This window comes from Achromobacter sp. T5-5, assembly GCF_055397965.1.
In genome coordinates this window covers 3,689,740-3,703,531 of the sequence record NZ_AP027919.1, presented here as the reverse complement: position 1 = coordinate 3,703,531, position 13,792 = coordinate 3,689,740, and the positions used below count along the sequence as shown (strand labels likewise).

12 protein-coding genes are annotated in these 13,792 nt (G+C 68.2%); 3 read left to right on the top strand and 9 right to left on the bottom strand.

What is annotated here, in order from left to right:
• The first annotated feature begins 30 nt into the window (after positions 1-30).
• Positions 31-828, top strand: coding sequence for an AraC family transcriptional regulator (locus tag ACZ50Q_RS16835; RefSeq protein WP_464079039.1), 798 nt, complete (start codon positions 31-33; stop codon positions 826-828).
• Here ACZ50Q_RS16835 and ACZ50Q_RS16830 read toward each other — a convergent pair.
• From ACZ50Q_RS16830 to gcvA, 8 genes are all read right to left on the bottom strand, one after another.
• Positions 812-2,539, bottom strand: a complete 1,728-nt coding sequence (locus tag ACZ50Q_RS16830) for an ABC transporter ATP-binding protein (RefSeq protein ID WP_464079038.1) — start codon at positions 2,537-2,539, stop codon at positions 812-814. The two genes, ACZ50Q_RS16835 and ACZ50Q_RS16830, sit on opposite strands and share 17 nt — an antisense overlap.
• A gap of 4 nt (positions 2,540-2,543) precedes the next feature.
• The gene (locus ACZ50Q_RS16825; RefSeq protein ID WP_464079037.1) at positions 2,544-3,437 is read right to left on the bottom strand and encodes an ABC transporter permease; all 894 of its coding nucleotides are present in this window, start codon (positions 3,435-3,437) and stop codon (positions 2,544-2,546) included.
• Between the two features lie 25 nt (positions 3,438-3,462).
• A complete protein-coding gene (locus ACZ50Q_RS16820) occupies positions 3,463-4,404 on the bottom strand; it encodes an ABC transporter permease (protein ID WP_464079036.1) in 942 nt (313 codons plus the stop codon).
• Between the two features lie 63 nt (positions 4,405-4,467).
• Positions 4,468-6,060, bottom strand: a complete 1,593-nt coding sequence (locus ACZ50Q_RS16815) for an ABC transporter substrate-binding protein (RefSeq protein WP_464079035.1) — start codon at positions 6,058-6,060, stop codon at positions 4,468-4,470.
• 68 nt (positions 6,061-6,128) lie between these two features.
• Positions 6,129-7,574 carry an amidase gene (locus tag ACZ50Q_RS16810; protein ID WP_464079034.1) on the bottom strand — a complete coding sequence of 482 codons (1,446 nt, stop codon included), beginning with the start codon at positions 7,572-7,574 and terminating at the stop codon, positions 6,129-6,131.
• 256 nt (positions 7,575-7,830) lie between these two features.
• Complete coding sequence (locus ACZ50Q_RS16805; protein ID WP_092575231.1) at positions 7,831-8,331, bottom strand: hypothetical protein; 501 nt, start codon at positions 8,329-8,331, stop codon at positions 7,831-7,833.
• A gap of 96 nt (positions 8,332-8,427) precedes the next feature.
• Positions 8,428-9,171 (bottom strand): oxygen-binding di-iron domain-containing protein, encoded by a 744-nt coding sequence (locus tag ACZ50Q_RS16800; RefSeq protein WP_092575233.1) that lies wholly within the window; start codon positions 9,169-9,171, stop codon positions 8,428-8,430.
• 89 nt (positions 9,172-9,260) lie between these two features.
• Positions 9,261-10,142 (bottom strand): transcriptional regulator GcvA, encoded by an 882-nt coding sequence (gene gcvA, locus ACZ50Q_RS16795; RefSeq protein ID WP_464079033.1) that lies wholly within the window; start codon positions 10,140-10,142, stop codon positions 9,261-9,263.
• A 127-nt stretch (positions 10,143-10,269) separates the two neighbouring features.
• On the opposite strand from gcvA, the gene ACZ50Q_RS16790 reads away from it, so the two are divergent.
• Both ACZ50Q_RS16790 and ACZ50Q_RS16785 read left to right on the top strand, forming a co-directional pair.
• Positions 10,270-11,253 (top strand): tripartite tricarboxylate transporter substrate binding protein, encoded by a 984-nt coding sequence (locus ACZ50Q_RS16790; protein ID WP_464079032.1) that lies wholly within the window; start codon positions 10,270-10,272, stop codon positions 11,251-11,253.
• A 26-nt stretch (positions 11,254-11,279) separates the two neighbouring features.
• Positions 11,280-12,653, top strand: a complete 1,374-nt coding sequence (locus ACZ50Q_RS16785; protein ID WP_464079031.1) for an amidase — start codon at positions 11,280-11,282, stop codon at positions 12,651-12,653.
• Here the strand turns inward: ACZ50Q_RS16785 and ACZ50Q_RS16780 are convergent.
• Positions 12,629-13,792: an NADH:flavin oxidoreductase gene (locus tag ACZ50Q_RS16780; protein WP_464079030.1), complete on the bottom strand. Its 1,164-nt coding sequence runs from the start codon at positions 13,790-13,792 to the stop codon at positions 12,629-12,631. The genes ACZ50Q_RS16785 and ACZ50Q_RS16780 overlap by 25 nt on opposite strands.

Genomic DNA, 13,792 nt, shown 5'->3' with positions numbered 1-13,792 from the left:
CCCGGCGCAGAACATGCCTCGCACCTCCTTATGTCGCGTTCCGTCCCGCTTTCCTCCAAACAGGACCTGATCGCCCAGACAGGTTTTGCCCTTGCCGCCAGCCGGCAGCCGCGCTATGCGTTTCATTGGCATGAGCATGACTGCGCCATGCTGCTTTGGCCGCGGGCGGGCGCCCTCGACAGCGCCTGGCGGGATGAGGCTGGGGCGCGCCGCCGCTGCCGGCTCATCCGCGGGCAGGCGCTATTGCTGCCGTCGCATGTCGAGCACAGCACGCGCGCCGAGAGCGTTTCGCAGCAGCATGGCGAACTGTATCTGTCCCCCGAACTGTTGCGGGCTTGCCGGGCGGGGGGCGTGTTGCAACTGGATGGCGCGGCGCAGGCCATGCTGGACGCACTCTGGAAACCCGCGCTGTCGGCCGCTGCGCTGCCGATGCTGGTGGCGGCGCTGATCACCCAGCTTGATGTCAGTCACCGGGCCCAGGCGCGGGCCAACGCGCTGCAGGCGCCATTGCCCCTGGCGCGCCAATGGATGGCGCTGCTGCGGGAACGACTGGAAGAAGGGCAACCGCTGCCGGCAATCGCCGAGTCGGCCAGCGTGCTGGGCGCCACCACCCGCACGTTGCAGCGCGCCTGCATGGAGGCGTATGGCCAGTCTCCCATCGCATTGCGCCGCATGGTCCTGGCGCAGGCCGCGCGCCAGCGGCTTGCGATGGGGGAGTCCGCAGCCAGGGTCAGCTCGGAATTGGGATTCTCCAGCAGCGGACACCTGGGCCGGCTGCTGCGCGCGGTGGATCCCGCGTCGATTCCCGGCGTCAACGCGCCGGCCTGACCTGCCCGGCATCGCCGGCGGCGCCACTGCCGGACTGGAAAAACGCCTTCTTTGCGCCGTCCCTGGCCGGCGCATGGCCTGGAATGGAAGCAATTAACTCGCGCGTGTAGTCGCTGGACGGCTGAAGGAAGACGTCCCGCGCCGTGCCGATCTCCACCACCTTGCCGCGCTGCATGACCGCGATGCGATGGCACAGCCGCGCCGCGACCCGCAGGTCGTGCGTAATGAACAGGATGCTGACGCCCAGCCGGTCGCGGACCGATTCCAGCAGATCCAGGATCTGCGCCTGCACCGAGACGTCCAGCGCCGACACCGCCTCGTCGGCAATCAGGATTTCCGGCTCCATCATGAGCGCGCGGGCGATCGACAGCCGCTGCCGTTGTCCGCCCGAGAATTCGTGCGGATAACGTTCCAGCGCGCTCCGGTCCATGCTGACCAGCTCCAGCATCTCGGCCATGCGGGCGTGCACCTGCCGGGCGTCCGCGCCGAAGTTCATCGGGCCTTCCGCCAGGGTGCGGCCGATCTTGCGGCGCGGGTTGAAGGAGCGAAAGGGGTCCTGGAACACCATCTGCACTCGTTTGCGATAGGCGCGCGCCTCCTGTCCGGACAGCCTGCCGACCGGTTGGCCGTCGATCAGCATCTCGCCCGCGGTCGGCACGGCGAAGCGGGCCAGGCAGCGGCCCAGCGTGGTCTTTCCCGAGCCCGACTCGCCGACGATGCCCAGCGTCTCGCCGCGCGCCAGTTGCAGCGACACCCCGCCGAGCGCATCGACGCTGCGCCGCCTGGATCTGAATAGCGACCGGGTTTCAAAGCGCAGGGCGAGGTCGCGCACTTCCAGGGCCGGCGCGCCCGCGGGATCCAGCGCCTTGGCGCGGAAATCGCCGCGGGGACGGGCGGCCAGCAGGCGCTGCGTATAGGGGTGGCGGGGATTTTCCAGCACGTCGGCGGCCTGACCCTGTTCGACGATACGGCCCGCCTGCATCACCACGACGCGATCGGCAATCTCCGCGACCACGTCGAAGTCGTGCGTGATGAACAGGACGCCATTGTCGTGGCGGCCCCGCAGCTCGTTGAGCAGGCGCAGGACCTGTGCCTGCGACGTCACGTCCAGGGCCGTGGTCGGCTCGTCCGCGATGATCAGGCCCGGCTCCATCGCCAACGCCATGGCGATCATCACGCGCTGGCGCTGGCCGCCCGACAACTGGTGCGGGTAGGCGTGCCGGAGCTTCTCCGGATGGGGCAGGCGCACGTCGGACAACAAGGCGAGCACACGGCTGGCCACCTCCTCCCGGCCAAGGTCTTTGGCATGGAACTCGAACACCTCCGCGATCTGGTCGCCCACGCGCATGAGCGGATTGAGCGCCGTCATCGGCTCCTGGAAGATCATGGCCATGCGGTTGCCGCGCAGCTTCTGCAACGCGTCCCGACCGGCATGCGTGATGTCGCGGCCGGCCAGCAGGATCTGGCCGCTTTCCAGGGTGAGCGTCCCCTTGGGCAGCAGGCCCATGACGGCGCTGGATGTCACGGACTTGCCCGACCCGGATTCGCCCACGATGCAGACGATTTCGCGGGCATGGACGGTGAACGACACGTCGTCCACGGCGTAACGGCGGTCGCCGCCGCCGGGCAGGCGCACCTTGAGATTGCGGATATCCAGGATGGGAGGGGCGCAGGAGGCCGGCGCGGCCTGTGGCCGGAAAGCGGGGTTCATGGCGTCAGCCCTTGGTTTTGCGGGAAAGTCGGGGGTCCAGGCGGTCGCGCAAGGCGTCGCCGAACATGTTCACGGCCAGGATGAGGAGCGCGAGAAACACGCCCGGGTACAGCACGATCCAGGGCGCTCTCTGAAAGAACGGGCGGCCCTCGGCGATGATGCTTCCCAGGCTGGGGATCTCGGGCGGGAAACCCAGTCCCAGGAAACCCAGCACGGCTTCGGTGAGAATGGCGGCCGCGCAGACGAAGGTCGCTTGCACCACCAGCGGATTGATCGTGCTGGGCAGGATGTGCCGCCACAGTACCTTCAGGGCTGGCGTGCCGGAGCCGACAGAGGCTTCGACATAGGGTTCCTCGCGCACCGACAGCACGACGCTGCGCGCCAGCCGCGCCACGCGGGGTATCTCGGGAATCGAAATGGCAATGACCATGGTCGCGATGTTGGCGCCGCCCAGCGCGACCATCGCCACGGCCAGGAGCAGGCCGGGGATCGCCATGATGCCGTCCATCAGGCGCATTATGGGCGCGTCCAGCCGGCGCACATAGCCGGCGGCCAGGCCAATGCAGAGCCCCGCCACGATGGCGATGGCGCTCACCAGCGCCGCGAGGGTGATGGACAGGCGGCCGCCGTAGAGCACGCGCGACAGCAGGTCTCGCCCCAGGGAGTCGGTGCCCAGCCAATACGTGTCGGAAGAGGGCTGCAGCCGCGCGCGCGGCGCCAGCGCGGCCGGATCGTGGGCGGTGAGCCAGGGCGCGCCGGCAGTGAGCGCGACCAGCAGCACGAGCAGCAGCAGCGATCCCAGCATCACCGGATCGTGGATCACGGCGGCAATGGCCTGGCGCAGCCGCGAGGGCGGCCGTGCCGCGGGCAGGAGGGTGGCGGGAGAGGAGGGGGGCATCAGGCAGCTCCGGGGCGTCGGCGGTTCAATAGCGGATCCGGGGATCGAGGACCACGTAGGCCATGTCGATCAGCAGATTGACGAAGACGTAGATGAACGAGAAGAACAGGATGGTTCCCTGCACCACGGGGTAGTCCCGGGCAAGCACCGAATCGACGATCAGGCGGCCGACGCCGGCGATGTTGAAGATGGTCTCAGTGACCACGACGCCGCTGATCAGCGTGGTCAGCGCCACCCCGACGATGGTGACGATGGGAATCGCCGCATTGCGCAGCGCATGGCGAAACAGCACGAAGCGCTCGGTGACGCCTTTGGCCCTGGCGGTGCGCACGAAGTCTTCGCCAAGCACGTCCAGCAGGCTGGCCCGCGTAATGCGCGTGATCAGCGCCACAAACACCATGGCCAGCGTCACGGTCGGCAGCGCCAGGTGCCGGGCATACGGTCCCACGCCGTCTTCCAGCGGCGAATAGCCCTGCACCGGCAGCCAGTTCAGGTGGACGGAAAACGCCAGGATCAACAGATACGCGACGACGAACACGGGCATGGAAAATGCCAGCACGGCGCCGGCCATGATGCCGCGGTCCGCCAGGCCCCGGTGCCGCCAGGCGGCCAGCACCCCAAGCGGAATCGCGGTCGCGATGGTCAGCAGGATGGCCCAGGCCGCCAGTGAAAACGTCGGGCCCAGCCGCGCCTTGATGAGGGCGGTCACGGGCTGCCGGGATTGGATCGAATGACCCAGGTCGCCTTGCACCAGCGCGCCCATCCAGCGCAGGTATTGCGTGCCCAGGGATTGGTCCAGGCCCATTTCCGTGCGGATCTGGGCGATGGATTCCTCGCTCGCCATGTCGCCCGCGATGACGCGGGCGGGATCGCCCGGCGCCATCCTGAGCAGTAGGAACACCACCGTGGCGACGATGAGCATCACGGGAATCGCCGCCAGCAGGCGCTTGATGATGAGTTCAATCATGAATATGCCTATCCGTTGCGCGGCCGGACCATGCGGCGGCCGGCCGGGCTGAGACTTCCTGGGCTACCAGAAGAGGGGAATCTGCGCGTCCGTCATGCGGCCCAGCTTGGCGGGGTTGTATCCCTTCACCTTGGAATAGGTGCCCAACGGAATGAAGAACACCTGCTCGTAGTTGAGTTTCTGGATGGCCAGGGCGATTTCCTTTCTCCGGGCCGGGTCGGCGGTCTCGGCGAACTCGTCGCGCAGGCGCTCCATGTCGTCGCTCTTGGACCAGCCGATGTAGCCCGCCTCGCCGCGCCCATCCAGATTGGGGTTGGTAAGCGGGTTCATCAGGTCCAGGCTGGTGAAACCCGTCTGGAAAATGCTCCAGCCGCCTTGGGCCACGGGGTCTTTCTTCGAATAGCGCGACAGCAGCGTGGCCCAGTCCATGGACTGGATCTCGACATTCATGCCGATCGTCTTGAGCGCCTGCGCGGTCACGGACGCCAGGCTGGAGAGCACGGGCAGGTCGGTCGGATGCAGGATGACGACCTTGCTGCCGTCATAGCCGCTTTCCTTCAGCAGCGCCTTGGCGTGCGCCAGGTCGGGCTGCTGCGTCTGCGTGGCGCCGGCTTCGGAGGCATACGGCGAATTGCAGCTCAGGACGGCGCCGCACAGGCGGTACATTTTTTCGTCGCCGATCTGCGCGGCGAGGTAGTCGCCCTGGTAGACGGCGGCGAGCACGGCGCGGCGCACCTTGGGATTGTCGAACGGCGGCTGCAGCCAGTTCATGCGCATCGTGAAGATGTTCGTGCTGTCGCCATAGGACTTGAGCGCAACGTTCTTGACGTCCTTGAGTTGCGGCATCAGATCCGGCGGCACGTCCTCCACGAAGTCGACCTCGCCGAGGCGCAAGGCGTTGACGGCGGTCTGCGCGTCCGAGATGCTGACCAGCTCGATCCGGTCGGCGACCGCCACCTTGGCGCCGGCAAAGCCGCTGGCCGGCTCCTTGCGCGGCACATAATCGGTGAACTTCACATACGTCGCCTTCACGCCGGGCTGGAAGTCGGCCGCCACGAACCGGTAGGGGCCCGAGCCGACCACCTCCTTGATCGGCTGCGACACCGGCACGGCGGCGATGCGCTGGGGCATGATGAAAGGCACCGGTGAGGCGGGCTTGGCCAGCGCCTCGATCAGCATGCCGAACGGCTGCTTAAGCTGGAACACGACCGTCTGGGCGTCGGGGCTTTCCAGGCTGCGGGTCGCGGCCATCAGGCGCAGGCCCAGGACGTCGCGTTGGGCCCAGCGCTTGAGCGATGCGACGACGTCTTCGCCCGTGACCGGCGCGCCATCATGGAACTTCAACCCCTTGCGCAGCGTCAGGGTGACGGTGAGCCGGTCCGCGCTTTCCTGCCAGCTTTCCACCATTTCCGGCTGCGGCTTTCCGGCCGCATCCAGTGCGAATAGCGTGTCGAACACCATGTAGCCGTGGTTGCGCGTGATGTAGGCGTTGGTCAGGATGGGGTCGACCACGCGCAGCGGCGCCTGCATGACGATCCTGGCGGTGGTTTCGGCGAGCAGCGGGCTGGCAGGCGCCAGTCCGATGGCGCAGAAGAGGGCGGGAGCGAGAACGGCGGGCGCGCAGAGGCGTCCCAGTCCGGGAAACGTGGTTTTCATACCGGTACCTTCAGAGTGAGGGTGAAACAGGCGAAAAGGAGGGCAAGGCTCGGCCGCGAGCCTGCCGGTCAGCCAAGCAGCGGTCGGCGCGCGGCCCACGGGGCCAGTCGTTCAAGCTGCGCCGAGAGTTCGAGCAGAATGTCCTCGCGCCCGAAGTGGCCGATCAGTTGGGTGGCCACGGGCAGGCCCGCGTCCGTCCACGACAGAGGCAGGCTTGCCGCGGGCAGGCCGGCGCCATTGACGACCGGAAGAAAGGTGGAATAGGTGGAGGCGCGCGCGCGGTACTCGCGGAAACCCAGGCCGTCGGAGGTGTTCAGCGCCAGGTAGTCGAGCTTGCACGGAAGCTGCGCCAGCGTTGGGGTGAGCAGGACGTCCAGGTCCCGCATGGCGGCCGCAAAGGCGCGGCCCACGGCGTGCAGCCGCGCCACCGCGTCGATGTACGACGCCGCGTCCAGCCCTTTGCCGACGAGATAGCCATCGTGGATGACCGGTTCCAGGTCGCCCGCTTGCAGGTCGCGGCCCAGGGTCCGGAGCCGGCCCTCCACCGCCACGACGATATTGCTGGCCAGGATGCTGCCGTGGGCGTGCACGAACCCGTCATAGTCGATGGCCGGCAGCGCGGCCTCGAACACGTCATGGCCCAGGGATTCAAGCAGCGATGCCGTGTGCGAGACCGCGGCATCGCACTCGGGTGCGATGGTGATGCCGTTCCAGCCCGTGCGCAGCAGGCCCACGCGCAATGGCCGCGGTGCGGATTCGCGCACGGCATCGAGGAATGCGCGCGGCTTGGGCGGCGCGGCATAGGGGGCGCCGGCTTCGTCGCCGCAGATCATGTCCAGGGCCGCCGCCGTATCGCGCACGGACATGCTCAATACGCCGTCGGTCGCCATGCCGCCCCATCCTTCGCCGCGCGCCGGTCCCATCGGGACGCGGCCGCGCGAGGGCTTCAGTCCGAACACGCCGCAGCAGGCCGCCGGAATCCGGATGGATCCGCCGCCATCGCTGCCGTGGGCCACGGGCACGATGCGTGCCGCGACGGCGGCGGCCGCGCCGCCGCTGGAGCCGCCCGCGGAGCGCGTCCGGTCCCATGGATTGGGCGTGGCGCCGCCGTTGCGGACAGCTTCGGTCGTGCCGGCCATGCACAATTCGGGCACCGTGGTGCGCGCGAAGGGGATGAAGCCGGCCGACTCGAACCGGTCGGCGACCGTTGCGCAGTAAGCGTAGGTCGAATCGTTGAACAGCGCTGACCCGATGCTCGACGGAAAGCGCGTATGCGCGAACCCCGAGTCCTTCAGCAGGAATGGAATGCCGCGGAATGGTCCGCGCGGCGTCCATCCGGCGGCGATGCCGCGCGATTCCTCGTAGCGGGGATAGGTGATGGCGTTCAGGACGGGATTGCGCTGCTCGGCCAATTCGATGGCGCAATCCATGAGCTCGGCGCAGGTGACTTCGCCGCGCTCAAGCAATTCGGCCAGGGCAAGGCCGTCCAGGCCCTCGTACTCGGTGGTTTGCATGTTTCCCCTTCTTTGCAATCTGAGCGATACACGGCTTTCTTGGTGAAGCCGGGACCGTAGATCCGGGGTGAACGTGCGGGGCGTGATGTTCCGGGAACGCGCGCCGTGGCGGTGCGGTCGGAAGCGATGGCAGCGGAAAGCAGGTTCGCCGGATCAAACGGCAAACCCAAGTCTAGGGACCGCGGTTGCGTGGGCCAAACCAGGATGCGACAGCGCGGGCATCCCAAATGCGACAAGGGGGGCGGCAGGGCCCGCGTCAGCCTTGCTTGCCGAACCCGCCCGCGGCCCACGCCGACGCGCGATCCACGTTCAGCTTATAGGTCGGCGGCACGCGGATTTCGGCCAGCGATTCCCCGAATTCGTCATAGGCGCTCAGCACGGCATAGGGCTCGTCCTCATCGGGGACGATGTCCAGCTTGACGGTCAGGCGGCCGTCGTCGGTATCGATCTTCACGCTCTTGTGCAGCGTGGCATGCAATTGCTGTTCATGGCGGCGCAGGACTTCATTGGCCGTCTTGACCAGCGTGATGAAGGCCGGTGAATCGAGCGGCTTGGGGTTCTTCTTGTCGCGGCCCATGGTCCAGGGACCCACAAGGGCGGGCTCGGCCTGGCCGTCCTTGGTCATCTCGACCGCCCAGCCGTCGTCGTCTTCGTTCTTGATGATGCGTGCCGTCCAGCCGTCGTCGCGCCAGAGCGTGGCGTGCTGTTCCTTGGGCGCTTCGGAAATGCCGCTATCCGGCATGAGGGTGTCGTTCACTGCGTACTGCTCCTGAAGAATGGGCGGCGCGGACTTGCCGGGCCACCCGCACTGTAGCCTACGGCGCGCCTGGCCGTCCCGGACGTCCGGGCGCCGTCAGGGCCGGTCCTCGTCTTGCTCGACGCTGTCGGCCAGCGCGCGCAACAGGGCCCCGCCATCGCCGCGCCACGCGCTGCCGTGCATGCAGGCCAGCGTGGCCGGCTGCAAGGCCGCCAGGCGTTCCAGCATGGCGCGGGCATGCTTGGTGTGGGAGAAATAGTCCATCTGGCGGCGGAACGCCTCGCTCGGCGCGAGGATGTCGCTTTCGGTCAGCGCGGGGGTGTGCGCGCCGCCCTGGGTGAACAAGTCGCCGCAGAGCAGCGTGGCGGTCGCGGTCTCCATCAGAAACCCGCATTCCCACGCATGGGGCAGATGCGGCGTATCCAGCCAGCGCACGCAATGCTGACCGAGCGAGAGCGTCTCGTCGTCTTTCAGCGCGCGCGGCGGTCTGTCGGCGAAGTCTCCCACGGAGACCATTGCCGCCACCTGGCCGCACAGCGGTTCCGCGCGCGGCGCGACGGCAAGAAACGCATTGAGCGCGCCGCACTCGTCGGCCTCGAAATGCGAAAAGCCGATGTAGCGCAACTGATCGATGGGCAAGATCCGCGCGACCGCGGCGCTGACGACGGGGAACAGCTTGCGCAGGCCGGTATGGAACAGCAGCGGCGCATCGTCGTCGATGAGGTATTGGTTGAAGGAAAAGCCGCCGGCGCCGGGAATCTCGACCGGGGTGGATATGCGGTAGATGCGGGGGGCAATCTCGTCGATCGCCGTGTCGCTGGAATGCGCTTGGGTCGCCATCGCGGGCTCCTTGGTTGAGCAACGGGCGTGGGTACGAGATTAAAGGCCCTGCGCCCGGCGCGCCAGCGCCTGGCGCAAGACGCGCGGCGCTACACCGCGCAGGACGCCGCCCAGGCGCGAAACTGCGTCAGCTCGGGCGAGGGCCGCCGGTAGTCCTCCGGCGGCAGTACAAAGTAATAGCTCTGGGCGCCCAGGTCCACCGTCAGATCGAACGGCGCGACCAGGCGGCCTTCATCCAGTTCCTTCTGCACCAGGGGCTTTTGCGCGATGGCCACGCCATAGCCTTCGAGCGCGGCCTCGTAGGCCAGAGCCGACGACTCGTAGCGCAAACCGCGCGAGACGTCGATCTGCGTCAGGCCGGCCGCCCGCAGCCAGATTTCCCAGTAGTCGGGCCGCGCCAGCGTATGCAGCAGGATCTCGCCCTTCAGGTCGGCGGGCGTGCGCAGCCGCGCGCATTTGTCGGGGACGCAGACCGGCAGCAGTTCGTTGACCATCAGCTTGTGGCTGATCAACCCGCGCCAGTGCCCATTGCCCATGCAGATGCCGGCATCGACTTCCTCGCGCTCGAAATCGGGCGGATCCACGGCGGTATGGAGCTTGACGTCGATGTCGGGGTACTGGCGGTGAAACCCGGACAGGCGCGGCAGCAGCCAGCGCATGGCGACGCTGTGGGGCGCCTTGATGACGAACTGCCGGCGGCGCGAACGCTCGCCCAGTTCCGACGTCGCGCGCTGCAGCCCGCCGAACCAGCGCGCGATATCGGCGTGATACCCCGCGCCCATGGCGGTGAGCACGATGCGGCGGTGCTGGCGCAGGAACAACTTCAGCCCCAGGTGTTCTTCAAGCAGGCGGACCTGGCGGCTGACGGCGGCGGGCGTGACGCTGAGTTCCTCGGCCGCGCCGGTGATGCTGCCCAAGCGGCCCACGACCTCGAAACAGCGCAGCGCATTGAGCGGGGGCAGGGCGGTCATGTCGGTGGTTCGGTTAACAAAAAGTTAAGTGTGCCATAGATAAAGTCGTTTGAACCCGGCCGCGCAAGCGCCCAAGATGGCACGGCCGCTCGACTTCGCGGCCAAGAACAGCCATAAGGGGAAATCCATGTTCAGAACGTTGGCTCGACGGATTGGAATTGCCGCCTTCTGCGGCGCCGCGGCGCTGGCCGGACCCGCTTTTGCGGCCGACTATCCGCAGCGCCCCGTCAGCATCGTGGTGCCGACCACGCCCGGCGGAACCGCCGACATCCTTGCCCGCCTGATCGGGCCCCGGCTCGCGGAGCGCTGGGGGCAGGCCGTCGTGGTGGAAAACAAGCCGGGTGCGGGCACGCTCATCGGTTCCGACTACGTGGCCCGGGCCAAGCCCGACGGCTACACCTTGATGTTGACCTTCAATGAGCTGGCCACGCTGCCCGCCCTGAATCCCAATGTCAGGCTGGATGTCGAAAATGGCCTGGCGCGTGTCGGCAAGATCGGCAGCCTGCCCGTCCTGGTGCTGACACGACCGGGCATCGACGATCCCGGCCTGCCCGCGCTGATCGCGCGTTTTCGCGCCAATCCCGGCCAATACACCTACGCCTCGAATGGCTCGGGGTCATCGCTGCAGCTGTTCACCGAGATTTTCAAGCGCGAGGCCGGCGTGGATGTGATGCACGTGCCTTACCGGGGCGCGCTGGAGGCCTCGATGGCGGCCATCGGCGGCGAGGTCGACCTGCTGGTGCAGTTCGCCTCGGGCAATGTCATCAACCATGTGAAGGGCGGCAAGCTCAAGGCCTACGCCGTGGCTTCGCCGCAGCGCCTGGAAGCCTTGCCCGCCGTGCCCGCCGCCGCCGAGGCGGGCCTGCCTGAACTGCGGCTGGAGGCCTGGTATGGGCTCTTCGCGCCGGCCGGACTGCCCGACGATCTTGCGCAGAAAATCAACCGTGACCTGAACGACGTCCTGGCCGAGCCGGCGATCCGCGAACGCTTGAAGGGGATCAATCTGCAGGTGCAGACCGGCTCGCCCTCGGACTTCGACACGTTCTTCCGCGCCGAATATGCCCGATGGAGCGGCTTGATTCGGACCCTCGGCATCAAAAGCAATGAATGACTGAACAAGCCCACCGGAGCCACGCCTTGACCTACGACCCACGCACCCACGCCGCCCTGACTTTCCATGACACGCGCGCCCGCTTTGCCGAACGCCGCGACACGCCGCGGGACTACCTGGAACGCTGCCTGGACGTGATCGGCAGGCGGGAGGGCGAGCTCAAGGGCTGGGTCGTCCTGAATGAAGCCGGCGCGCGCGCCGCCGCCGACGCCAGCGCCCAGCGCTATCGCGACGGGCGCCCGCTGTCGGCCATCGACGGCATGCCGGTCGGCATCAAGGACCTGATCGAAACGCGCGACATGCCCACGCAGATGGGCTGCGCCGCCTTCGACGGCAACTTCCCCAAGAACGACAGCGCCGTGGTGCGCGCCCTGCGCGACGCCGGCGCGATCGTCCTGGGCAAGACCGTCACCACGGCGCTGGGGTTTCTGGATCCCGGTCCGACGACCAATGCGTTCGATCCCCTGCGCACGCCGGGCGGCTCGTCCAGCGGCTCGGCCGCCGTCGTGGGCGCCAACATGGTGCCCATGGCCATCGGCTCGCAACTCGTGGGCTCCGTCCTGCGACCGGCCAGCTTCAACGCCAATTGGGCCTTGAAGCCGACGTTCGGCGCCCTCAACCGCGGCGAGCGGCTGGGACTGAGCCAGGCCCATATCGGCATCCATGCCAATAGCGTCGAGGACATGTGGACGGCGGCCGCGGAAATCGCCCTGCGCGCCGGGGGCGATCCTGGCCATCCGGGGCTGTATGGACCGCTGCATCCGCCCGCCGCCCGCAAGCCCGCCCGCCTGGTCGCGCTGGAAACCGAGGGCTGGGAACGCGCCGAGCCGAACGCCCGCCAAGCGTTCGAGGCCTGCCTCGACGACCTGTCCCGCCAGGGCGTGTCGATCATCCGGCGCGCCGACTCCCCGCTGGTCGAGGCGCTGGAACGCGCCATCGCGCAGGCCGCGCCCCTGTCACTCAGGCTCATCTCCTGGGAGCAACGCTGGTCGCTGGCCAACCTTGTCGACAACCATCCCGACACGCTCGGGCCCAGCCTGGTGCGGCAGCTTGAGAGCGGTCGCGGCATGACCCTGGCGGATTACCGCGAATGCCTGTTGCTGCGCGAACACGCCCGCCAGCGCCTGGCGGCCCTGGCCACACAATGCGACGCGCTGGTGAGCCTGAACGCGTGCGGCGCGGCGCCGGTGGCGGCGGATATCCGCGACAGCAAATACCCCACCGGCGACGTCTCCTTCGCCTGCGCGTCGTCGCTTCTGGGAGCGCCCGCGATCAACGTCCCCTTGATGGCCGTCGACGGCTTGCCGCTGGGACTGCAAGTGATGGGCATGCCGCACGGCGATGCCGCGATCACCGCCATCGGGGCGTGGCTGCTTCAGGCCTCGCGGCAAGCCGCCTGATGCGCCGCCCGCCGGCGGGCGGCATTGGCCAGGTCGGCGATCGGCGCAAGCAGCCCGCGGTCGAAAGCCTCATGCCGCGCGCCGGCGCGCAGCCTGTCCGGCCAGTCCGCATGCGTGAGCGCGCCGCGGCCCAGCGATACGAAGTCCGCCTCCTGCCTGGCCAGCATGCCCGCGGCCTGCGCCGGATCATGCAGCGAACCGTTGGCCAACACCGGCACCGCGACGTGCCCGCGCGCCAGCGCCGCGAGACTGGGACCGTCGTCACCGAAGGCGGGTCGCCAGGCCTCGAATTCCGTCGTATGCAGGTAATCGATCGGCTGACGGCCGAGCGTGCCGAAGATTCGTGCGGCCTCGTTCGCGCCGCCTTGCCACTTGTGCGTGAAGTCGTTGACCTTGCCTTGCGAGACGCGCACGCCGACGGCGAAGCGGCCGGTGGTCGATTGGCGGACCGCCTGGATCACCTCCACGGTCAGGCGCAGCCGGTTGTCGAGGCTGCCTCCATAGTCGTCATCGCGCAGATTGGTGTGCGCGGTGAGGAACTGGTCCAGCAGATACCCGTTGGCGCCGTGGATCTCGACGCCGTCGAATCCGGCCGCCTGCGCCCGGCGCGCAGCTTGCGCGAATCCTTCGACCGCCTGGGCGATGTCGTCGCGGGTCATCGGCTCGGGCATCGGATAGGGGCCCGCGCCTCGGTAGAACGTCATCTGCTGTCCGGCCGGCATCACGGCCGACGGGGCCTTGTTGGTGCTGCGGTAGGGATTGCCCTGCGACAACGCGCCCGCATGCATGAGCTGCGCGACGATGCGCCCGCCTTGCGCCTGCACGCGCTCGACCACGGGCCGCCATGCCTCGCGCTGGGCGTCGTCGGCCAGGCCGGGCTGGTAAAGGTAGCCCTGCGCATGGGCCTGGTCCGTGTAGATGCCTTCGGTGATCACCAGGCCGAATCCGCCCGCGGCGAAGGCCGCATAGTAGTCGGCCATCTGCGCGGTGGCGTGGCCGTGCGCGGTGGCGCTGACCCGCGTCATGGGCGCGACGGCAAGGCGGTTGGGCAGGCGCAGTCCGCCCACCTGCAGCGGCGCGAACAGGCCGGCGTGCGGCCCGGGCGCGGCGCTTTCCGGACGATTGGCGGGCGTGCCCAT